Origin of the sequence: Pseudomonas sp. Z3-6, assembly GCF_051131985.1 — a bacterium.
In the GTDB taxonomy this organism is placed as follows: Bacteria; Pseudomonadota; Gammaproteobacteria; order Pseudomonadales; family Pseudomonadaceae; genus Aquipseudomonas; species Aquipseudomonas zanjanensis.
This window is the reverse complement of the sequence record NZ_CP071644.1, coordinates 5,943,213-5,964,119: the sequence shown is the minus strand read 5'-3', so window position 1 is coordinate 5,964,119 and position 20,907 is coordinate 5,943,213. Positions and strand designations below refer to the sequence as shown.

Sequence of the window (20,907 nt, the reverse complement as noted above, 5' to 3'; positions counted from 1 at the left end):
CCTGCTCGCTGCTATGCGAAATCTGAGCCCGGAATTCTCTGCTCAAAATAAAGATTTCAATCACAAGCGCATATCTTCTCCCGTGGAAGCCATTGCCGATTTTTCTACAGAATCGGCCAATAGCTGCCTCTCGTTTAGGCAGCAATGGGCAGGTGAGGACTGCATCTGGTCCTCGACAACTAAGTCTCGAAAACCACGTTCTCATATCCAGGGCGACATCGAATGGAGCTACACACTCGTAGCTTGATCATGGATTTTGGGATGCTTCGAGTCTATAAGTGCGAGGTCTTTCTTCGTTTCTGTGCTTTGCGAAACCATCGAAGGCCGAAATAGTTATAACACAAAGCTGTTCCGTCATCTGTTGATAGCCTCAACTGTGCGGTCCAGCCGAAATATTAAGCTGGTGCTTAAATTACTAAATATAATATGTATAGATCGCCAAAATTACTTGGTTTCTGCGGTTTTTTTCCAAGCTAACCACGCCTTTTCTATATTGTCTGGTAGGTCATCTCTTTCGCCGAGATGCTTCTCAAGGTAATCTTCTTTGAACTGCTTTGCTTTTCTCATGAAGGTTGCATCGGCCAAATTTTTACTATCAAGTTTGGCTATTGAGTCCCAGATTTTTGCACTAAGCTCCAAATCTTTTTCATTCTGAATCGCAGCGAAGTCTAGTAAATGTGCTAATGAATAATTTTTAGCGGTTTTCTTTGCGATGGAAAGGAAATCGATTAAAACTATGGGGTTCATTACATGATAACCATCTAGCCCCAATGGATTTAATAATAGATGAACCTTGTCCCATGTGCAAAGAACTTTAGCGAATCCAGACGGAATGTAAGCTCCCGAAAGATATTCAATTACATTCGCATCATGCCTAATTAAAACGGCAGGTTTCCTAATGCCGTGCTCCGTCATGAATTCTTCAATCTCTGTGATTTTCTTATCGACAAACTTAGGTTTCATCATTTCGACGACAAAGCCGTACTTCTCAGCTATCTCAGAAACTGCGCGGGATGCTCTATCTCTCAACCTATAAAACATTCCATCTGTCATCTCAGGCGTTACGCTAGAGAGCTTTACACCTAATGTATAAACATAGTCGGAAAATGTCAGGCCCTCACCCGACTTGGTTTTAATATAATGTGAATAGTGGCTCACAAAAGCATTTCCTGAGTGAGTCATATCGATTTGTTCATTAAGAATATGCCTGTAGTCACGGCACGCTTCAATTAAGTGGGCGCCTATTTCCTCAATGTAGTCAGCTGGAATCACAGAGGAAAACTCGTGAGCGGCCATTAATGAGTATAGGGCTTTTCCTGATCGACTATATCGTTCTTCGACGGGCTCATATAGCAAACCACAGATCATTGGTATTACTACCGAAGAGTCAAAGTAAACATTAATACTCTGATTTCCTCCTAAGGCACTTATAAGGCGTGAAGAGTCAGAGTTGAGCATGCAGTCGTAGAGCTTTGCCGAAGCAACAAGCTTGGCGAACTCAGAGTTGGCGACTATATTCGAAATATCTAAAAATGCTTGATTTGTAGAGGCCTCTCCCTCTGTGGATTCAAGCAGTGCACGGATGCTCAGATATATTTCGTTCTCCCCTTTTGGCTCGTCATTCAGTTTAAAATTTTTGTCGAGCAAAGCAGCTGATAGCGAAAGGAAGTTATCAAGTAACAAATCATTGCTTTCAACTTTCGTGAAACATTTTTTTGCTGCAAGGTAATCGCTGATTTTTTCTCGCAATATATTGGATTCTACTTCAGCTGCAGCCCTTAATCCTGCATAAGTGTCATGCTCTTTCGGGTGCAACTTTAGCTCTCCATGCTCTGATAGGATCTCACCTCTCTGCAAGAGTCGATCTATGTGAGAGTTTATCAGCACGCCTTGCGTTTCTTCCATTTCATAAAGTTGCAGAATGGCCGCTATCAAATCTGCTCGCTTTATTGTTGGCTCGTAACGTGCAAGTATTGATTTGACTATTGAGTCATATAGACCTATTCGAAAGTCTTGGGCATCTGTATCAAACATCAATAATGAAGAAATCGCTTCGTTCTTCGCCCCTAAATACTTTTTTACAGTGTCAGAGGGGGCAGGGATTTCTATGTTTAGGGCTTTTAGAAGATTTGAGACTTTATTGCTCTGGATGAATTTGGTTGCGATCGCCTGACAGTCATATTTGATCACGCTTACACCGAGCGTGGCCAATATGGATGCACGTTCCTTTTCAAAACTACCATCTGGTATTCGTCTGCTAGAAATGAAATACATTAAATTGGTGTCGAAATTTTTTTTTGTTTTGGCGGCGTCAGTTTGAATCTTTTTTTTCCACTTGGCTTCCACACTCAATTGAATTCCTATTTTGACTCCTTTAATAGGGTCGTCATGAATGGCATAGTCCTTTCCTCCGTCATATGGACCATCGGAAAATACGGCCGCTGTTAGGCCTATCTCTGGAAGGAAGTCAGCGCATAAAGTTCTTAAGTCGGTTACATTTACACTTTCAATTAATCTACTAAGCGACTCGATATTCATGCCTGCTCCTTGACTTAATGCTTTATGATGCTGCTTGGTTATAATTTTCTGATACTTTTTTGTTGCTAGCCGTCGTGGTTAGAACTGTGCCAAAAATCTTGTGTCTTGCCGTTTTGCTCAAGTAGTTGACGTTTGCACTATCACGCTAATATTAGGTTTTCTCAAGCCCTTTCCATAACCCCGACACAGTCCCCAACCGGATAGTCCCGCCCAGCAACAGATGTTACCTACGAAGGGTCGCTTTTGGGCCGAATGTTCCCGGTCACTTCTGACAGAAATCGGCTATGAGCAGCAGTCCGCTATTGGCTGGCCCGGCGTTGCAGTCGTTCGAGTTTTCGGTCGGGGCGCTGTGGTCCACACGTTGGGCCAAACTAGGCCATCACCCGCAAGTTCGACGGTTCCGCTACACCAGCTAAGCGGTTATCGCGTCCCTGGTCCAGGGCTAACGGAGCCAGACCTCAAGCCCCCGTCCGTGCAGCAACTCAAATCGGCACATCACCTGCTATCGTCACAGCCGCCGCGTCCCTAGACTTGGAGCAGCGGCCGCTTAGCAGCTACGCCCAGCGGCCCGGGCCACACTGAACCCTAGCCCGCATTCCAACGAACATGTTCCGCCACCAGTTGTTCAGAGTGCTACGCCTAGGGCCTCGGTTAGCTTGGCAGGTGAAGCGACGACCTGAGTACCGAAACGCTTGGCAAGCGGTTGAAGGACGCCGCACATATGCTTGTCAGCCCTGAAATACGACACGTAAGGGACGTATAGCGCGTGGATGACATCTACGAAATCACTGGCCTTCATCGCCCGGGGTCGTTCTCCAAAAGACTTCTGTAGTGAATCGTAGAACGCATTAATGCAGATGAAGATACCAGGGCAGCACTGCTCAATATCGCCTGCATCATTACAGTCAGGAGCTCCAGGTAAAAGGCGAACGAGCAACCGGTTGACGATATCGATCAGTCCCTGCTTCTTAAACTTCGCCCAGCGCTCCCCACTTACGCCTGTCATGACTGCAACACGCTCGCTCTCCGGCAACGCTTTGAGCTGGGCGCTTAGGTTAGATAGCGTTTGTTCGCAATTTTCAATAAGCTCTCGCGCTGGTCGCCTGACCCAGTCTCCAATGGCTCCCATTTTGTGGTGATGATGGATGAACCATTGGGCCATGTAGCTGGGGTCTCTGAGGCTTTCCAAGAAAGCTTTGTCGGCCTCTTCTCGCGTCGCTTTCCCTAGGAGGTAGCGCTTAAGCACTGTCATATCCCGGGGACGCATTGGCGTTCGCTCAAGTAGCTCACTGTAGTCCAGCAGTTGGCCACAGCGTTGTTCTATATCGCTGCGGAAACGGCCATGCTTGTTTGTCGTGCCGGCCTTCAAGGTCCTCCGCATTTTGCGGTTCATTCCGTGCTCATCCATCTGTTGCTGCAGCGCTCCTGCAACACCCAGTTCATCAATCGGGCTCATGAGCGACCCCATGTCTGGAAACCACTCGCCATCACCATCTACTGCAGTGACAGACTTAGGGTCTTGCGTGGCCAAGCGGGCGAGTTCCGCTTTCATTAGCCGATCGAACGATATCATCGTGTTACGACCGCAGAGTTCCACCATTAGTCTCGTCCGCTCAGATGCAGCAGAAGCGGACTGCTGATCCATCGGCGACATTTCTGAAATATGTGCTCCCGAGAACACAAAGACTGCCTCTCCGCGTTTTTTTATCGCTCTCAGCGCCGCCAAATGCCGCTCATCCGGCCCATCGATCCCAGGCTTGCTAAGGTTGGAGTAGTCGCAGCTATCTAAGTAGATCAGAGGTGGTGTGTGAATTTGCAATTGTCGATATCCTTATCCGTTTTGGTTGATGAACGGGTCTGCTGAAGCGGTACCAAGCCTGGAAGGCGTATAGCTATTCAGGATCTGCAAAAGTCGTGGAATCCATACTTTTCAACAAAATCTGCCGATTGCTGCCTTTCGCTTAGGACCGCAATCGAGCCATTACTGCCTTGATTGCGATAGCAAAAAGCGCAATTCAATCAAGGCCGCTACACACGCTTAATATAATAGGTGCTTTAAGCCAAGCAGTTGCCAAGGCGTTGCTGGAACGCCTGGCAGTTACTTATGGAAATAGGGGCCACCGGCTCACTAGCGCGTCCGGCGGGGGGTGCTCAGCGGCGAAGCAATACCATCATCGTCAGGGGGCGTTGCAACAGCCTCTTTCTGTGCGACGCCACGCTTCGGAGCGCAGGCCATTCTTACCTGACCGTGCAGAAGCGGAAACCCAAGGGTTTCTGGCCCGTAGGCAGTGCGATGGTCAGCAGGAGGTCTCAACCAGCGGAAAAATAATCTAGTCTTTTCGCACCATCACCCAGGAGAAAACCATGTGTGAATGTTCAGAGGTCCACATCGCCACTGCAGATGCTATAACGGTGCTTCTGCACAACCAGCACGCGTTAGCTGCTGCTATTGAAGAGGTCGTTAAGCTACTTTCGGGAAAGGGAGCAGAGAGCGTCGCCGATAACGCGATGACAGCAATGCAAACCTTGGACACAAATGCCCAGGCGATCACAGATGCCATCATGCGGATACGCAAATCGTAGGTGTTTAACCCCAGCATTAGCCAACGGAGCATAAAAATTCGTTCTCTATTAGGCCAACCGCTTAGCTAAGTCCTTAGCCCTTGGATGGTAGTAGCGCATTAACATGCGCGGCTCTTTATGTCCCGTAATTTTGGTTAGCTCATGCATCGGGAAAATTTCCGCCAAGCGAGACGTCGCTTCATGCCGTAGGTCATGAAATCGGAGATCGGTGAGATACCTTTGTGCCGGCCGGATCTTGGCTTCCTGGCATTCGGTCTCATAGATTCTCCTTGCACGTGTTACTGCCCGTTCAAAAGCTCGTGTGACCGCGTCGCTTCGAATTCGGAACACTCTGGTGTCATTGCTTTCATGGTGAATCTCTTTACTGTTGGGTATCAGTGATTTAAGGATTGCCACTGCTTTCGATGAAAGGGGGACGTCTCGTGAATCGCCGTTTTTGGTCCTTGGTAGGTGCGCGACTCGATCCCTAAAATCAATATGCTCCCAGCGGAGGCTAACAATTTCACTTCGACGCATTGCTGTCTCAACGGCGAGCTGAATTATAGAGGGAAGGACACCGGATTCTGTGGCTGCGATGATGCGCTCTAGCTCATCGTCGCGTGCGCTTCGGCTAGGGCTTTGTTCTGAGCTTTCTTCGGCGGAGATAGGGGGCTCGCTTCGTATGACCATATCCGAACAGGTTGTCGTGAAGAGGCGTCGCGTACGCGCATTGTTGGGTTGCGGTTTGCGTACGAGCTCAAGGGGATTGCTAAGGCTCTCCATGCCCCATTCCTTGCGAGCGATATTAAATACGTGGGAAAGCACCTGGAATCGCCTTAATACAGTGGCGGGTTTCACGGATTTCAACCATTGATCACGTAGCTTGGCGATATCAGAGCTGCGGATCGCCGGCATCGTTCTCATAGCAAGCTCGCTGGCTTTCCAAATTCGCAGTACTGAACGCTCAGCTACCTCTCCTTTTTTATGAGCGGTGATCTCTCTCTCATAACGGCTCAACGCTTCGTAGAGCGTGGTAGCTTCAGCTTCAGTGCGACTGACGAACGCACCTCGATCTATTTGGTGCTCAATGGCCCTGGCCCATTCTTCCGCATCGGCCCGAGTGTTGAATGTCTTTACCTGGTCAGGGTAGCCCCTGCGACGAACACGTGCCTGCCATTGCAATTCGCCGCGTTTACGGAAGCTAGCCATACTCTTTCTCCCCCAATGATGTCAGCCGCCAGTGGGACAGAATTGGGACAATAAAGCCACATGCTGTCTTCTCCTGAGGCTGAGGCTGCCTGCAAAGTGCTTGTAGACTAGGCTACCGGGATTCCTTGGAATGTCGAGTTCAGGCACTCGTAACGCGAAGGTCGCAGGTTCGATTCCTGTCTCGGGCACCATCTCCCCTCGTTATTTCACCTTCCTGCTCAGCTCCTCGACCGTGCGCTTGAGCTGGTCCATCTCGTTGTCCTGATCGCTGAGTTCCCGTTTCAGGGACGAAATCTCGCTGTTGCTCGAACTCGAACTGGAGCCGCTATTGCGCTTGAGTTCTTCCACCTGCTTGCCAAGATCCTTCAGATCGCTTTCCTGTTCCTTGATGGTGCGCTTGAGCTCGTCGATCTCCTTGCTGCTGGAGGTGGAACTGGACCCGCTGTTGCGCTTGAGTTCTTCGATCTGGCGGGCCTGGTCGCTGAGGGTGCGTTTCTGGTTTTCCAGTTCGTCGGCATTGTTCTTTACGGCTTTTGGCAGGTTTTCCAAGGCGCTGGCGCTGACGTTGGTCTTTACGAGTACGTACTTATCGAATTGGTTGTAATGAAGTGCAGGAATGGCGTCGTGGTCAGAGGGACCATCGGAGGAGACTTCAACCGCCGCTTGGGCAACGCCGGCCAAGGTCAGGCTGCCGAGCAGCAAGGTCGCGGTAGCAAGACGGGTCGACGAACGTTTCGAAAAGCTGCGCATCACTGGGGTTCCTTGTGAGATGCCGGAATAGCACATTGCTATGACTGGTTGTTCTGACAGATGTTCCCTAGTCCCCTTAGCTTCGTATGCACATGGTTTTTTGTGGGATAGATGTAAAGAGCCGTGTAAATCGTTGGCAAAACATCCTATATTCACTGCCTGCATGAGCACCGCCCAGCAGTTTTCAGATGATCCACGAATGGTTCTGAAGGCCAGGTGAACCGGGCTTCTAACGGCTTCCTGCGTCAGAGAGATCCTTGATGATCCAGATCCATCTTCCATTCCCCAGATCAACGAGAACGCCATGACTGTTAAAGAATTGACACAGGAAGCCAGGCACGAAGAAGCACTGAAGAAATATGTGCTGGATGCGCCCCAGTTGCTGGAAGAGATCAAGGACTTGTCCGCCGACGATCAGAAAGACCAGATCCAATGGGCATTCGAGGACGAGGCCGAAGCCCAGGGGCTGCAACCCTGGGAGTTGACGCTCAAGTACACCAGCACGCCTGAAGAGTTCGAGGTGCAGCGCCTTGCATTGCACAAAGAAGCGGCCGAGGTGTTGGGTGTGGAATGGGAAGAATACTGCGAGATGAATAATCTGGTGGTCTGAGAACACGCGGTAAGAGCGACACTGTGGCGAGGGAGCTTGCTCCCGCTGGGTTGCGCAGCAGCCCCAAAAAGAGGGGGCCGCTTCGCGGCCCAGCGGGAGCAAGCTCCCTCGCCACGGACTATCTTCGTTTCTGATTGCCCGGCGTCAGCCTGTCAGAGGCTCAGTCGCATCGACAGATCCACCGCCTTCACATCCTTGGTCATCGCCCCGATCGAGATGTAGTCCACCCCGGTCTCGGCTATCGGGCGCAACGTGCTTTCGTTGATGCCGCCGCTGGCTTCCAGTTTCGCCTTGCCACCATTGAGGCGTACGGCTTCGCGCATGTCGTCCAGGCTCAGTTCGTCGAGCATGATGATGTCGGCACCGGCCGTCAGCGCTTCTTTCAATTCCGCCAGGCTTTCCACTTCGACTTCCACCGGTTTGCCCGGTGCGATCTTATGGGCGGCGGCGATGGCCTGGGCGATCCCGCCGCAAGCGGCGATGTGGTTTTCCTTGATCAGGAAGGCATCGTACAGGCCGATGCGGTGGTTATGGCAGCCGCCGCAGGTGACTGCGTATTTCTGGGCCAGGCGCAGCCCGGGCAGGGTCTTGCGAGTGTCCAGCAACTTCACTTGGGTGCCGGCGACAAAGTCGGCCAGGTAGCGGGCCCGGGTGGCGACGCCCGACAGCATCTGCAGGAAATTCAGCGCGCTGCGTTCGCCGGTCAGCAGCGAGCGGGCCGGGCCTTCCAGATGGAACAGCACCTGGTCGGGGCTGACCCGGTCGCCATCGCGCACTTGCCAATGCACCGCGACACGCGGATCCAGCTGCCGGAACACGGCATCGACCCAGGCCGTGCCACTGATGATCGCCGCATCGCGGGTGATGATGGTGGCCTTGGCCAGGCGTTCGGCGGGGATCAGTTGCGCGGTGATGTCGCCGCTGCCGATGTCTTCAAGCAACGCGCGGCGCACGTTGGCTTCGATTTCGGCGGTCAGGTCGGCGAGGCGTAGATTCGGCATAACGGGCTCCACAAACAAAGTGGCCTGGATTATAGGGTGTCGAAACCTGCATTTGGTCGCTTCCTCGCAACATTTCCTCATTTCCTCGGTCACTAGTTGCGCCGTATTTCGAGCTGCGTCACAGAGTACCGCTGGTGCGGCGGGGTTCTTTTACCCATAATCCGCCTTTCGATTGACGCCATAGCTTTGACGTCATGAGCCGAAGAACCGTTTCAGGAGGCCAGGATGCACAACGACGGGAATGTAGTGCCTTTGCACAAGGTGTCTACCGATCAGGCGACTCGCTCGCCGCTCGCCCGCCTGCCTGTGATTCTGCTTCAGGTTCGCGACAAGGCCGCCCAGCAGTTGCGCCTGGGCTTGCAGGGGCTGTTCGATAACGCTGACGACACCTTGTTCGAAATGGCCGACCGGGCGCGCGATGACGTCGAGCAGAACTTGTACTTCGAGGCCATGCGGGACCTGCGCCTGAAGCGCAAAAGCATCGAGCGGGAATTCATCGAGCAGTTCTTCGAGACCTTCGTCAGCCTGGCCCAGTACGACCTGACCCACGCCACCTTGGCGCCTACCCTGGCGTCGGACGGTCAACCCCGGCGCTCCCAGGACGACCTGGAGCGGCAGTTGGCGGTCGAGGCCATGGTCGCTCGGGTGCTCAGGCGCGATGGCGTGGCGCTGGAGCAACTGACGGCCCGGCTCGGTGTGCTGCTGGCTCGACCGCTGGGCAATCAGCACAATCCCCTGAGCCCGGCACTGCTGTGCGAAAAGTTCTTGCAGGCCGGGCGCAACCTGGGCGTGGGCATCAAGGTCAAGCTGATCCTGCTCAAACTGTTCGAGCGTTATGTGCTCAGCGAGTGCGACCAACTTTATACCGAGGCTAACCAGTTGCTGGCGGCCACGGGGATCCTGCCGGAGCTCAAGGTGACGCCGGCGCGTCGGGTTTCGGATCGCCCCGAGGATAACCCCAGGCCCAACGCCGAAATCGCCGCCAAACCCAGCGATGCCGAAGTCGACGACAGCGTGCAGGAAGTGTTCGCCGCCTTGCAGAAGCTATTGATGCAAGTGCGTGGCAGCGTAGCGCCGACCCTGGAACCCAGTGTGCCGCCCCAGCCAATTTCTACCCGTGACCTGCTGCGGCTGCTCTCGCATTTGCAGCAATACGTGCCGGCGCCTGCCGTGCAGGACGAGTTCGACCTGCGTAGCCAGCTCGAACAACTGCTGACCCGGGTCAGCGTCAGGAGTGGCAAGTCCCGGGTGGTCGACGGCGCGGATGAAGATGTGATCAACCTGATCTCGATGATGTTCGAATTCATCCTCGACGACCATAACCTGCCAGATTCCTTCAAGGCCCTGATCGGTCGCCTGCAAATCCCGATGCTCAAGGTCGCGGTGCAGGACAAGAGCTTTTTCAGCCGCGGTAACCATCCGGCCCGGCGACTGCTCAACGAAATCGCGGCCGCGGCCATGGGGTGGGGCGATTGCGACGATCATCAGCGTGACAGCCTGTACTTGCGCATCGAGCAGGTCGTGCAGCGCTTGCTGAATGACTTCGTCGATGACCCGGCGATTTTCTCCGAACTGCTCGCCGATTTCCTCGCCTTCACCAGTGACGAGCGGCGCCGCAGCGAGTTGCTTGAGCAGCGTATCCGCGACGCCGAAGAAGGGCGGGCCAAGGCCGAACTGGCGCGCCAGCGTGTCGAAGGGGCGCTGAACCAGGTGATGCTGGGCAAAGTCTTGCCACAAGCGGTGGTGGAGTTCGTGCAGCAGGCCTGGAGCCAGGTGTTGTTGCTGACCTGTTTCAAGCACGGCAAGTATTCCGCCGAGTGGCAGGCTGACGTCCTGACCCTGGAGCAATTGATCTGGAGCGTCGAGCCTCACGACGAGCCCGATGCGGGCCTGCGTCTGCTGGCGATGGTGCCGGAGCTGCTCAAGGCCCTGCGTGAAGGCCTCAGCCGTTCGGCGTTCGACCCATTCGCCACCAGCGAGTTTTTCAGTGAGCTGGAAGTCCTCCATGTGCAGGCGCTCGAACGCGTGGGCCAGGCAACGGAACAGGTCCAGTCGCTCGATTCGCCGGCCATGGTCGAGGTGTCGGAAAGAATTGTTTTGCGTGCGCCGCAAAAGTCGGCGGGGGAGAGCGTGGCGGTGCATTTGCCGGCGGATGACGTCGGCCTGCTGCAGGTCGACCAACTGCACCTGGGGAGCTGGGTCGAGTTCCAGGAGGACGAGGACAATTCCCTGCGTTGCAAGCTGGCGGCGATCATCGAGGCCACCGGCAAATACGTCTTCGTCAATCGCACTGGCCTCAAGGTGCTGGAGCACAGCCGCACCAGCCTGGCCCTGGAGTTCCGCCGGGGCGCGGCGCGGCTGTTGGACGACACCCTGTTGTTCGACCGGGCGCTGGAGTCGGTGCTGGGCAATCTGCGCCAGCTCAATCGCGGCAAGTGATCGCGCAGCCCGGCCCGATCACGGCATACTGACGGCATTCACCGTCGTCATCGAAGGAACCTGTATGCAGTTGGACTCCGCGAGCGGTTGGTGCGAGGGGGTGCGTCATTGCCCGTCGCCCAACTTCAATGCGCGCCCGGAAGGCGAAATCTCCCTGCTGGTGATCCACAACATCAGCCTGCCACCGGCACAATTCGCCACGGGCAAGGTGCAGGAATTCTTCCAGAATCGTCTGGATGTCACGGAACATCCCTACTTTGCCGGTATCGCCGACTTGCGCGTCTCCGCACATTTCCTGATCGAACGTGACGGCAGCGTGACCCAGTTTGTCTCTTGTCTGGATCGCGCGTGGCATGCGGGCGTCTCGTGCTTCGAGGGGCGTGAGACCTGTAACGATTTTTCCCTGGGCATCGAGCTGGAGGGCACGGATGATCTGCCATTCACCGACGCGCAATATGTCGCATTGGTGGACCTGACCCGGCAGTTGCAAGCGGCGTTCAGGGCGATCACCGTGCAGCGTATCTGCGGGCACAGCGACATCGCTCCAGGGCGCAAGACCGATCCGGGACCGGCATTCGACTGGGCGCGCTATCGCGCGGCCCTGACAGAAGGGGAAGGACAATGAGTTTTCTGGTGTTGCTGCTGGCCGTCTGGATCGAGAAGTTCTCGGCCTTGCGCCTGCGGGTCCAGCGCGACGGCGGTTGGCTGCGCGAGCTGAACAAGCTCGAGGCGAGCCCACGGTGGGTCAACCGGCCTTGGCTGGTGTTGACGGCGATGGTCCTGCTGCCCGTGGCCCTGCTGGCGTTGCTTTTGTGGGTGCTGGAGCCAGTGGCCTACGGTTTGCTGGCGCTGCCGGTGCACTTGCTGGTGGTGATTTATAGCCTGGGGCGCGGCGATCTGCTGGCCGCCCTCGGGCCGTTTCGCGACGCCTGGCGGCGGGAAGACCTGCAAGCGGCGGCTCATGTGGCCAAGCGCGACCTGGACATTGAAGCCGATGACGGTGAGCAGTTGCTGGAGCGAGTCCAGGGCCATTTGTTGTGGCAGGCCTACCAGAGCTTTTTCGCGGTGATTTTCTGGTACTTCGTGTTGGGCCCGGTCGCGGCCTTGAGCTATCGATTGCTGGCGCTGGCTGCCGAGCACAGCCAGAACCCCGGCGTCGCCGAGCGGGCCTCGCAAATGCGCCATGCCTTCGATTGGGTGCCGGTGCGGTTGCTGGCGGCGAGCTTCGCCCTGGTGGGCAATTTTGTTGCGGTCAGCCGGGTCATGTTGCATGAACTGTTGAACTGGAACATCAGCGCCGCCGACCTCATCGACAAGGTTGGCCTGGTGGCTGGCGAGATCCCCAAGCCCGTCGCCGGGCCGGACGGCATCAACAGCCTGGATCGCCTATGGGAATTGCTGCTGCGTGCGGCGGTGCTCTGGTATGCCGGGTTTGCGTTGTGGACGGTGTTGGCCTGATCAACGTAAGCAAGGTTGTAGCCAGGCGTTTTTGTGGCGAGGGAGCTTGCTCCCGCTCGGCTGCGCAGCAGCCGCAAACCCGGACAAAGCGATCTGCCTGAGCAACCCCGGGGCCTGCTTCGCAGGCCAGCGGGAGCAAGCTCCCTCGCCACAGTGTTTTTCGTGGTCCATCTCTCTCGTTAACCTTAAGTTACAAATCTCCCCGCCGATTTAGGCTATACAGGGACAGCGCCCGAATAGTGGCTTTCTGCTGTCTCCGTGCGCGCGCTCATAACAATAAGAACACTACCGGGAGACTTCCTAGTGAAGAGTTTGCTCTGGCCCGCCGTCGCGCTGATGAACCGCCTGAGCTTCGGCATGAAGTTCAGCCTGATCAGCGTGCTGTTCCTGCTGCCCATGCTGGTGACCAACTTCTTTCTGGTGCGTGATTCCTATCGGGAATTCCAGGGCACCCAGGTGGAGCTGCAAAGCCTCGACCTGCTGGGCAGCAGCCTGGCCCTGCGCCGGGACCTGGAAACCCTCAACAACCTGGTGCAGATCAATGCCAGCCTGGGCCAGTCCGGCAAGGCCGGTGATGTGGAGGCGAAGATCGGCAGCCTGGAACAACAGGTCCTCACGCGCCTGCAAGGCATGACCGCCATGGCCATCGAGCCCGAGCAGGTCAGTGCCTTCGAGGCCAAGCGTGACGAGATGATTGGCGCTTTCAAGGCCCAGCAAGCTGAAAGCTCCCTGCAGAGCAAAAGTGCGTTGATCGGCAAATTGCTCAACAGCGCCCAGATGTTCAGCCAGATCATCGCCAGCCAGGCGGGGCTGAGCCGCGACAACCAGAGCGACATCCGCCAGCTCAGCGAACTGATCATCGGCACCACCCCCAAGGTCACCCAGATCCTCGGCGAAGGCCGGGCGCTGGGTGCGTCCTCGTTGGGGCTGGGGTTTCTCAATTCGGCGTCGAGCACCCGCTTCGACGAGTTGCTGGGGCAGATCGAAAAGCTCCAGGGTGAGTACGACTTGAAACTGCAGGACGCCCTCGGTTCCAGCAAAGCGGCTGGACAAGCCCTTGCCACCCAGGCCGACGGCAGCAAAGGCACCCTGAAAAAAGCCTCGGAACTGATCGAGGAGCAGGTGGTGATGGCCGACACCCTCGATGCGCCGTGGCCGGCATTCTTTGATCAGGTCAGCGGCTTGATGGCGCAGACCTATCAATTGAACGAAGCGACCCAGGATTTTCTCGGTGTGCAGTTGCAACAGCGCCTGGAGCAGAATCGCAGCCATATGGTGCTGCAAGCCGTGGCGCTGATGGCGGTGTTCCTGTTGATTTTCTACCTGTACGCCGGTTTCTACGCGTCGACCCGCACCACCCTCCAACACCTGGGCCAGATGATGGATAAGGTGGCGGCGGGGGACATGACGGTCAATTTCGTCGCCCGTAGCCAGGATGAACTGGGCGAATTGGGTGAAGTGTTCAACGGTACGGTGGCGAAGATCCACGACCTGATCGAACAGGTCGGTCGCACCGTCGCGGAAGTCGAACGCCAGGCCGGGCAGGTGGAAACGGTATCGGCCCGGAGCAACCAGGCTGTCGCTGGCCAGCGCAGCCAGATCGAACTGGTGGCCACGGCGATGAACCAGATGTCGGCCACGGCCCAGGAAGTGGCCCGCAGTGCCGCCGCCGCGGTGAGCAGCGCCCACAGCGTGAACGACGAAACCCTCAGCGGGCGCGGGCTGGTGGAGTCCCAGCAGGGCAGCATCGCCCGCTTGGCCAGCGAGATCGACCAGTCGGTGCAGGTGATCAATCAACTGGCGACCGACAGCCAGGCCATCAGCCGCGTGCTGGATGTGATCAAGAGCATCGCCGAACAGACCAACCTGCTGGCCCTCAATGCCGCCATCGAAGCCGCCCGAGCCGGTGAGCAGGGGCGTGGTTTTGCCGTGGTGGCCGATGAAGTCCGGACCCTGGCCAAGCGGACCCAGCAATCGACCGAAGAAATCGAAGCGATGATCACCCGCCTGCACGGCGGTGTCGGTGCCGCCGTCAAGGCGATGGGCACTAGCCACGAGATGGCCAGCGGCACCGTCGGCCAGTCGGAAAAGGTCCAGCAGGCCTTGGAAAATATCCTCGGTGCGGTCGGCATGATCGTCGACCAGAACCAGCAGATCGCCGCCGCTGTGGAACAGCAGACGGCCGTGGCCCATGACATCGACCAGAACATCGTCGAGATCAACCGCGCCGGCGAACGCACCGCCGAAGGCGCTCACCAGACCGAAGACGCCAGCCGTGCTTTGTCCGCCCAGGTGGTGCAGCTCAAGCAGTTGATCAATGCGTTTCGGGTGTAGCTATCGGTCGCCGATCCAATGTGGGAGCGGGCTTGCTCGCGAAAGCGGTGTACCAATCGACAAACAGGTTGTCTGACACTCCGCTTTCGCGAGCAAGCCCGCTCCCACAGGAGGAATCACCAGTTGAACAGTTTGCGGGCATTGGCTGTGCTGGCCTCGGCCAGTCGCTCCGGGCTGACCCCCATGATCCCCGCCAATGCCTCGCAAATCGCCGGCAAATGCGCCGGGCTGTTGCGTTGCCCGGGGAACATCGCCGGGGCCATGTCTGGTGAGTCGGTTTCCAGCACCACCGCGTCCAGCGGAAATTGCGCCAGCACCCGGTGCATGCGCAAGGCCTGGGGCCAAGTCGCGGCACCGCCCAGGCCGAGTTTGAAGCCGAGCTTGATGTATTCGCGGGCCTCTTCGAAACTGCCGGCGAAGGCGTGGATGATCCCTGCGCGTTTGGGCCCCATGCGCTTGAGGGTCGCGATCACGTCGGCATGGCTGCGGCGCACGTGGATCAGCGCCGGCAGTTCGAACTCCACGGCCAGTTGCAACTGTGCTTCGAATAGCGCCTGCTGGCGTTCGCGGTCCAGGGTGGGGATGTAGTAATCCAGGCCGATTTCCCCCACGGCACACAATTGCCGGTGCCCGGCCAGGCGACCCAGCCATTCGCGCAACAGCGACACGTCGTCGGGTTGGTGCTGATCGAGGTACACCGGGTGCAGGCCCAAGGCGGCGTGCAGGTCCGGGTCGCTTTGCACCAGGTCCCAGACCTGCTGCCAATTGTCTCGGTACACGCCCAGTACCACCATTTGCCGCACGCCCAAGGCGCGGCTTTCGGCCAGCAGGGCCGGGCGATCCGCGTCAAAGTCCGGAAAATCCAGGTGGGTGTGGGTGTCGATCAACTCCATGCATCAATCCTGAAGAAACGTCAGCCCTGGTGGATCCGCTGCTTGAACGTCCGCGCGATGGCCTGCACGCCTGGCTGGTAATCATCGTTTTCGATGGCCGCCAGGGCCAGTTCCAGGGCCTTGTCGGCGATCAATTGATGTTGCTGGGACATGGCATTGACCGGCAGCGGCAGGAAATCCAGCAACTGCGTGTCACCGAACGTGCCCAGGCGCAGCGGACGCGCCTTGAGCGGGAAATCGTGCAGGGCGTCGAACACCCCTTGCAGCAGCACGTAGGACGTCGTGATCAACGCATCCGGCAGATGCCCCAGGCGCGCGAGCATTTCATCCATCAACTGGCGGCCGCACTCACGGCTGAACGACTCGCCATGTTCGATCAACACCTGGCCCTCGAACCCGGCCAAGGCCTCGCGAAAGCCCGCGGCCCGTTCCTGGCTGATGCTCAGCTCGGGACGGGCGCTGATCAAGGCGATCTGCCGAGGGTGGGTCTCCAGCAGGCTGCGGGTCAGGTGCAGGCTGGCCTGGCGGTCGTCGCTGATCACTGAGCAGAAATGCGCCGGTTCCATCACCCGGTCGATGGCGATGATCGGAATGCCCTTGGCCTGCAACTGCTGGTAGCTGTCGTCGCCGGCCGGCAGGCAACTGGCGACGATCAACGCATCGCAGCGCCGGGCACGGAACAATTGCAGCAGTTGCCGTTCACTCTCAGGTGCATCGTCGGAACTGGCGATCAGCAACTGATAGCCCCGCGCCCGTGCGCCTTGTTCCAGCAACTTGGCGATGCGGGCGTAACTGGGGTTCTCCAGGTCTGGCAGGATGAAGCCCAGGGTCCGGGTGTGCCGGCTGCGCAGTCCGGCGGCCTGGGGGTTGGGCGTGAAGCCGTGTTCCTCGACCACCGCCCGCACCCGTTCGACGGTGGCGCTGCTGATGCGTTGCTGTTCGGCCTTGCCGTTGATCACATAACTGGCGGTGGTCACGGACACACCGGCCAGTTGGGCAATATCACTGAGTTTCAACCCGGTTTTCCTTGTTTTTTCGAGTTAGCCCCGACGATAAGGGCCATCCTACCCGATTCAAGCTGACGGTCACCGTCCAAGCGCTTACGACAAGTTGCACTTCAAGGATGAGAGATTATCGAGTAACGTGCCAATCTTTCTAGATTAAACGTTTCAGCAAGCGTATTTTCAAGGCTAGCAGAATTTTTGGCCGCTCTGCCGCGATACCGCCAAAAGCTGTCCTGCAACGCTAAGCTGATTCATTCAAAACAATACCTGGCGCCAACCGGACGCCAAAAAGGAGAAAGCATGCTCGAGCTCACTCTAGAGCAGATATCCATGGCGCAGACGGCTGTGGATAAAGACGCTGCACTGCAATTGCTCGCCGACAAACTGGTGGCCGATGGCCTGGTGGCCGAGGGTTACCTCGCCGGCTTGCAGGCTCGCGAAGCCCAGGGTTCGACCTTTCTTGGCCAAGGTATTGCCATCCCCCACGGCACCCCGCAGACCCGCGACCTGGTCTATTCCACCGGCGTGCGCCTGCTGCAATTCCCCGACGGCGTGGACTGGGGCGACGGCCAGATTGTCTACCTGGCCATCGGCATCGCCGCCAAGTCCGACGAACACCTGCGCCTGCTGCAACTGCTGACCCGCGCCCTCGGCGAGACGGACCTGGGCCAGGCCCTGCGCCGTGCCGGTTCCGCCGAAGCCTTGCTGAAGCTGCTGCAAGGCGCGCCCCAGGAATTGGCCCTGGATGCGCAGATGATCGGCCTCGGTGTGTCGGCTGACGATTTTGAAGAACTGGTATGGCGCGGCGCTCGGTTGTTGCGCCAGGCCGACTGCGTGAGCAACGGCTTTGCCGGCGTGTTGCAGCAAGTCGATGCGCTGCCCCTGGGCGATGGCTTGTGGTGGCTGCACAGCGAACAGACCGTCAAGCGCCCGGGCCTGGCGTTCGTTACCCCGGACAAACCCATCCGTTACCTGGGCCAACCGTTGAGCGGTCTGTTCTGCCTCGCCAGCCTCGGCGAGGCCCACCAGGCCTTGCTGGAAAGGCTTTGCACCCTGCTGATCGAAGGCCGCGGCCACGAATTGGGCCGCGCCACCAGCAGCCGCAAAGTGCTGGAAGTGCTCGGCGGTGAATTACCCGCCGACTGGCCCAGCGCGCGCATCGGCCTGGCCAATGCCCATGGTCTGCATGCACGTCCGGCGAAGATCCTCGCCCAATTGGCGAAAAGCTTCGAAGGCGAGATCCGCGTGCGCATCGTCGACGGCCAGGACAGCGCCGTGTCGGCCAAGAGCCTGAGCAAGTTGCTGAGCCTGGGCGCCCGTCGCGGCCAGGTCCTGGAATTCATCGCCGAGCCGAGCATTGCCGCCGATGCCTTGCCGGCGCTGCTGGCGGCCATCGAAGAAGGCCTGGGCGAAGAAGTCGAACCGCTGCCGCCGCCGAGTGCGCCACGGGAAACCGCAATGGCCGAAGTCGCGACCGTCATGTTGGCGCCCGAAGCCGGCAGCCTGATCCAGGCCGTCGCCGCCGCCCCGGGCATCGCTATCGGCCCGGCCCACATCCAAGTGTTGCAGGCCATCGATTATCCGATGCGCGGTGAATCGGCAGCCATCGAGCGCGAGCGCCTGCAAAACGCCTTGAACCAGGTGCGCCGCGATATCCAGGGCTTGATCGAACGCGCCAAGGCCAAGGCCATCCGGGAGATTTTCATCACCCACCAGGAAATGCTCGACGACCCGGAACTGACCGACGAAGTCGACACCCGCTTGAAGCTGGGCGAGAGTGCGCAAGCGGCGTGGATGGGCGTGATCGAAGCCGCCGCCAAAGAGCAGGAAGCCTTGCAGGACGCCTTGCTGGCCGAACGTGCCGCCGACCTGCGGGATGTTGGCCGTCGGGTACTGGCGCAGCTGTGCGGCATCGAAACCCCGGCTGAACCCGAACAACCCTACATCCTGGTGATGGACGAAGTCGGCCCGTCCGATGTCGCCCGTCTGGACCCGGCTCGCGTGGCGGGGATCCTCACCGCCCGTGGTGGCGCCACCGCCCACAGTGCCATTGTCGCCCGCGCCCTGGGCATTCCGGCGCTGGTGGGCGCCGGTGCGGCGGTGTTGCTGCTGGCGCCGGGCACATCGTTGCTGCTGGATGGCCAACGCGGTCGCCTGCACGTGGACCCTGACGCCGCCACTTTGCAGCGCGCCAAGGAAGAACGCGACACCCGCGAGCAGCGTCTCAAGATCGCCGCCGAGCAGCGTCACGAACCGGCGGTGACCCGTGACGGTCATGCCGTGGAAGTGTTCGCCAACATTGGCGAAAGCGCCGGCGTCGCCAGCGCGGTGGAGCAGGGCGCCGAAGGCATTGGCCTGTTGCGCACCGAACTGATTTTCATGGCCCACAACGAGGCCCCGGATGAAGCGACCCAGGAAGCCGAATACCGCAAAGTGCTCGATGGCCTGGCCGGTCGGCCGCTGGTGGTGCGCACGCTGGATGTGGGCGGCGATAAGCCGCTGCCGTACTGGCCGATCGCGAAAGAAGAAAACCCGTTCCTCGGCGTGCGTGGCATTCGCCTGACATTGCAGCGCCCGCAGGTCATGGAAGCGCAACTGCGGGCCTTGTTGCGCTCGGCGGACAGCCGTCCGCTGCGGATCATGTTCCCGATGGTGGGCAGCGTCGATGAGTGGCGCCAGGCCCGGGACATGACCGAGCGCCTGCGCCGGGAAATCCCCGTGGCAGACCTGCAACTGGGGATCATGATCGAAGTGCCGTCCGCCGCGTTGCTGGCGCCGGTGCTCGCCAAGGAAGTCGATTTCTTCAGCGTCGGCACCAACGACCTGACGCAATACACCCTGGCGATCGACCGTGGTCACCCGACCCTTTCGGCCCAGGCCGATGGCTTGCACCCGGCGGTGCTGCAACTGATCGATATCACCGTGCGCGCCGCCCATGCCCATGGCAAATGGGTCGGTGTGTGTGGCGAACTGGCGGCCGACCCACTGGCGGTGCCGGTGCTGGTGGGCCTGGGCGTGGACGAACTGAGTGTCTCGGCCCGCAGTATTGCCGAGGTCAAGGCGCGGGTCCGCGAGTTGAGCCTGGCGCAAGTACAAACCCTGGCCCAAGAGGCTTTGGCCGTGGGCAGCGCCGATGATGTGCGCGCATTAGTGGAGGCGCTGTAATGGCGAAGATTCTTACCCTGACCCTCAACCCGGCGCTCGACCTCACGGTGGAGTTGGCGCGCCTGGAGCCGGGCCAGGTCAACCGCAGCGACGGCATGCATGCCCACGCCGCCGGCAAGGGCGTGAACGTGGCCCAGGTGTTGGCCGATCTTGGTCATACGCTGACGGTCAGTGGTTTTTTGGGCGAAGACAATGCCCAAGTGTTCGAGACGCTGTTTGCCCAGCGTGGTTTTGTCGACGCCTTTATCCGTGTCCCCGGCGAGACTCGCAGCAACATCAAGCTGGCCGAGCAGGACGGACGTATCACCGACCTCAATGGCCCGGGGCCGATGGTCGACGAAGCCGCGCAGCAAGCGTTGCTGGCGCGCCTTGAGCAAATCGCTCCCGGCCACGAGGTGGTTGTGGTGGCCGGCAGCCTGCCCCGTGGCGTCAGCCCACAGTGGTTGCAGGCGCTGATCCTGCGCCTGAAAAAACTCGGCCTGAACGTGGCCCTCGACACCAGTGGCGAAGCCTTGCGCGTCGCCCTGGCGGCGGGGCCGTGGCTGATCAAGCCGAACACCGAGGAACTGGCCGATGCGCTGGGTTGCGAGGTGGTCAGCGAAGCGGCCCAGGCGCAAGCGGCGCAGCGCCTGCATGCCCAGGGTGTCGAACATGTGGTGATTTCCCACGGAGCCGATGGCGTGAACTGGTTCAGTGTCGGTTCGGCGCTGCATGCTTCGCCACCCAAGGTGACGGTTGCCAGCACCGTGGGCGCCGGCGATTCGCTGCTGGCGGGCATGCTGCACGGCCTGCTCAGTGCCGACACCCCGGAGCAGACGCTGCGCACCGCCACGGCCATCGCTGCCATGGCCGTCACGCAGATCGGTTTTGGCATCCACGACACCGCATTGCTGGCGTCGCTTGAACAGGGCGTGCGCGTGCGCCCCCTGACAGAACAATAAGAG

Annotated in this window: 15 protein-coding genes and 1 pseudogene; 9 read left to right on the top strand and 7 right to left on the bottom strand. The window is 58.5% G+C overall.

The window, feature by feature from the left end:
- Positions 1-444: 444 nt before the first annotated feature.
- Together J3P88_RS25935 and J3P88_RS25930 are read right to left on the bottom strand one after the other, a co-directional pair.
- The gene (locus tag J3P88_RS25935; protein WP_434572395.1) at positions 445-2,538 is read right to left on the bottom strand and encodes a hypothetical protein; all 2,094 of its coding nucleotides are present in this window, start codon (positions 2,536-2,538) and stop codon (positions 445-447) included.
- Between the two features lie 625 nt (positions 2,539-3,163).
- Positions 3,164-4,357 (bottom strand): hypothetical protein, encoded by a 1,194-nt coding sequence (locus J3P88_RS25930; protein WP_434572393.1) that lies wholly within the window; start codon positions 4,355-4,357, stop codon positions 3,164-3,166.
- A gap of 545 nt (positions 4,358-4,902) precedes the next feature.
- Here J3P88_RS25930 and J3P88_RS25925 point away from each other — a divergent pair.
- Complete coding sequence (locus J3P88_RS25925) at positions 4,903-5,121, top strand: hypothetical protein (RefSeq protein ID WP_434572391.1); 219 nt, start codon at positions 4,903-4,905, stop codon at positions 5,119-5,121.
- Positions 5,122-5,169: 48 nt separating this feature from the next.
- Here J3P88_RS25925 and J3P88_RS25920 read toward each other — a convergent pair whose 3' ends face one another.
- Positions 5,170-6,309 carry an integrase gene (locus J3P88_RS25920; RefSeq protein WP_434572390.1) on the bottom strand — a complete coding sequence of 380 codons (1,140 nt, stop codon included), beginning with the start codon at positions 6,307-6,309 and terminating at the stop codon, positions 5,170-5,172.
- A 201-nt stretch (positions 6,310-6,510) separates the two neighbouring features.
- A complete protein-coding gene (locus J3P88_RS25915; RefSeq protein WP_186705988.1) occupies positions 6,511-7,059 on the bottom strand; it encodes a hypothetical protein in 549 nt (182 codons plus the stop codon).
- 304 nt (positions 7,060-7,363) lie between these two features.
- On the opposite strand from J3P88_RS25915, the gene J3P88_RS25910 reads away from it, so the two are divergent.
- Entirely contained in the window at positions 7,364-7,669 is a 306-nt protein-coding gene (locus tag J3P88_RS25910; RefSeq protein WP_434572387.1) for a DUF6388 family protein, read from the top strand.
- 152 nt (positions 7,670-7,821) lie between these two features.
- Here the strand turns inward: J3P88_RS25910 and nadC are convergent, their stop codons facing one another.
- Positions 7,822-8,670 carry a carboxylating nicotinate-nucleotide diphosphorylase gene (gene nadC / locus J3P88_RS25905; protein WP_434572385.1) on the bottom strand — a complete coding sequence of 283 codons (849 nt, stop codon included), beginning with the start codon at positions 8,668-8,670 and terminating at the stop codon, positions 7,822-7,824.
- A gap of 225 nt (positions 8,671-8,895) precedes the next feature.
- Between nadC and J3P88_RS25900 the strand changes: the two genes are divergently transcribed.
- The 5 genes and pseudogenes from J3P88_RS25900 to J3P88_RS25880 all read left to right on the top strand — a co-directional run bounded on the left by J3P88_RS25900 (position 8,896) and on the right by J3P88_RS25880 (position 14,901).
- Entirely contained in the window at positions 8,896-11,109 is a 2,214-nt protein-coding gene (locus tag J3P88_RS25900; RefSeq protein WP_434572383.1) for a DUF1631 domain-containing protein, read from the top strand.
- A gap of 64 nt (positions 11,110-11,173) precedes the next feature.
- Complete coding sequence (ampD, locus tag J3P88_RS25895; protein WP_186729519.1) at positions 11,174-11,734, top strand: 1,6-anhydro-N-acetylmuramyl-L-alanine amidase AmpD; 561 nt, start codon at positions 11,174-11,176, stop codon at positions 11,732-11,734.
- Entirely contained in the window at positions 11,731-12,567 is an 837-nt protein-coding gene (gene ampE, locus J3P88_RS25890) for a regulatory signaling modulator protein AmpE (protein WP_434572381.1), read from the top strand. The genes ampD and ampE overlap by 4 nt, the downstream gene beginning before the upstream one ends.
- A gap of 336 nt (positions 12,568-12,903) precedes the next feature.
- A pseudogene (locus J3P88_RS25885) lies at positions 12,904-13,995 on the top strand (methyl-accepting chemotaxis protein); the annotation flags it as partial.
- The gene (locus J3P88_RS25880) at positions 13,972-14,901 is read left to right on the top strand and encodes a methyl-accepting chemotaxis protein (RefSeq protein WP_434576616.1); all 930 of its coding nucleotides are present in this window, start codon (positions 13,972-13,974) and stop codon (positions 14,899-14,901) included. The pseudogene J3P88_RS25885 and the gene J3P88_RS25880, both read left to right, overlap by 24 nt.
- Positions 14,902-15,017: 116 nt before the next feature.
- Here J3P88_RS25880 and J3P88_RS25875 read toward each other — a convergent pair whose 3' ends face one another.
- Together J3P88_RS25875 and cra are read right to left on the bottom strand one after the other, a co-directional pair.
- A complete protein-coding gene (locus J3P88_RS25875; protein WP_434572379.1) occupies positions 15,018-15,794 on the bottom strand; it encodes a TatD family hydrolase in 777 nt (258 codons plus the stop codon).
- A 20-nt stretch (positions 15,795-15,814) separates the two neighbouring features.
- Positions 15,815-16,810, bottom strand: a complete 996-nt coding sequence (gene cra / locus J3P88_RS25870) for a catabolite repressor/activator (RefSeq protein WP_434572377.1) — start codon at positions 16,808-16,810, stop codon at positions 15,815-15,817.
- A 288-nt stretch (positions 16,811-17,098) separates the two neighbouring features.
- On the opposite strand from cra, the gene ptsP reads away from it, so the two are divergent.
- Positions 17,099-19,963, top strand: coding sequence for a phosphoenolpyruvate--protein phosphotransferase (gene ptsP, locus J3P88_RS25865; RefSeq protein ID WP_434572375.1), 2,865 nt, complete (start codon positions 17,099-17,101; stop codon positions 19,961-19,963).
- Positions 19,963-20,904, top strand: a complete 942-nt coding sequence (gene pfkB / locus J3P88_RS25860; protein ID WP_434572373.1) for a 1-phosphofructokinase — start codon at positions 19,963-19,965, stop codon at positions 20,902-20,904. The genes ptsP and pfkB overlap by 1 nt, the downstream gene beginning before the upstream one ends.
- Positions 20,905-20,907: the final 3 nt, after the last annotated feature.

Bases quoted from the DNA above. Each gene is read 5' to 3' on its own strand.
- J3P88_RS25935 (WP_434572395.1), bottom strand. From the start codon at position 2,538: ATGAATATCGAGTCGCTTAGTAGATTAATTGAAAGTGTAAATGTAACC.
- J3P88_RS25925 (WP_434572391.1), top strand. From the start codon at position 4,903: ATGTGTGAATGTTCAGAGGTCCACATCGCCACTGCAGATGCTATAACG.
- J3P88_RS25920 (WP_434572390.1), bottom strand. From the start codon at position 6,309: ATGGCTAGCTTCCGTAAACGCGGCGAATTGCAATGGCAGGCACGTGTT.
- J3P88_RS25915 (WP_186705988.1), bottom strand. From the start codon at position 7,059: ATGCGCAGCTTTTCGAAACGTTCGTCGACCCGTCTTGCTACCGCGACC.
- J3P88_RS25910 (WP_434572387.1), top strand. From the start codon at position 7,364: ATGACTGTTAAAGAATTGACACAGGAAGCCAGGCACGAAGAAGCACTG.
- nadC (WP_434572385.1), bottom strand. From the start codon at position 8,670: ATGCCGAATCTACGCCTCGCCGACCTGACCGCCGAAATCGAAGCCAAC.
- J3P88_RS25900 (WP_434572383.1), top strand. From the start codon at position 8,896: ATGCACAACGACGGGAATGTAGTGCCTTTGCACAAGGTGTCTACCGAT.
- ampD (WP_186729519.1), top strand. From the start codon at position 11,174: ATGCAGTTGGACTCCGCGAGCGGTTGGTGCGAGGGGGTGCGTCATTGC.
- ampE (WP_434572381.1), top strand. From the start codon at position 11,731: ATGAGTTTTCTGGTGTTGCTGCTGGCCGTCTGGATCGAGAAGTTCTCG.
- J3P88_RS25880 (WP_434576616.1), top strand. From the start codon at position 13,972: ATGACGGTCAATTTCGTCGCCCGTAGCCAGGATGAACTGGGCGAATTG.
- J3P88_RS25875 (WP_434572379.1), bottom strand. From the start codon at position 15,794: ATGGAGTTGATCGACACCCACACCCACCTGGATTTTCCGGACTTTGAC.
- ptsP (WP_434572375.1), top strand. From the start codon at position 17,099: ATGCTCGAGCTCACTCTAGAGCAGATATCCATGGCGCAGACGGCTGTG.
- pfkB (WP_434572373.1), top strand. From the start codon at position 19,963: ATGGCGAAGATTCTTACCCTGACCCTCAACCCGGCGCTCGACCTCACG.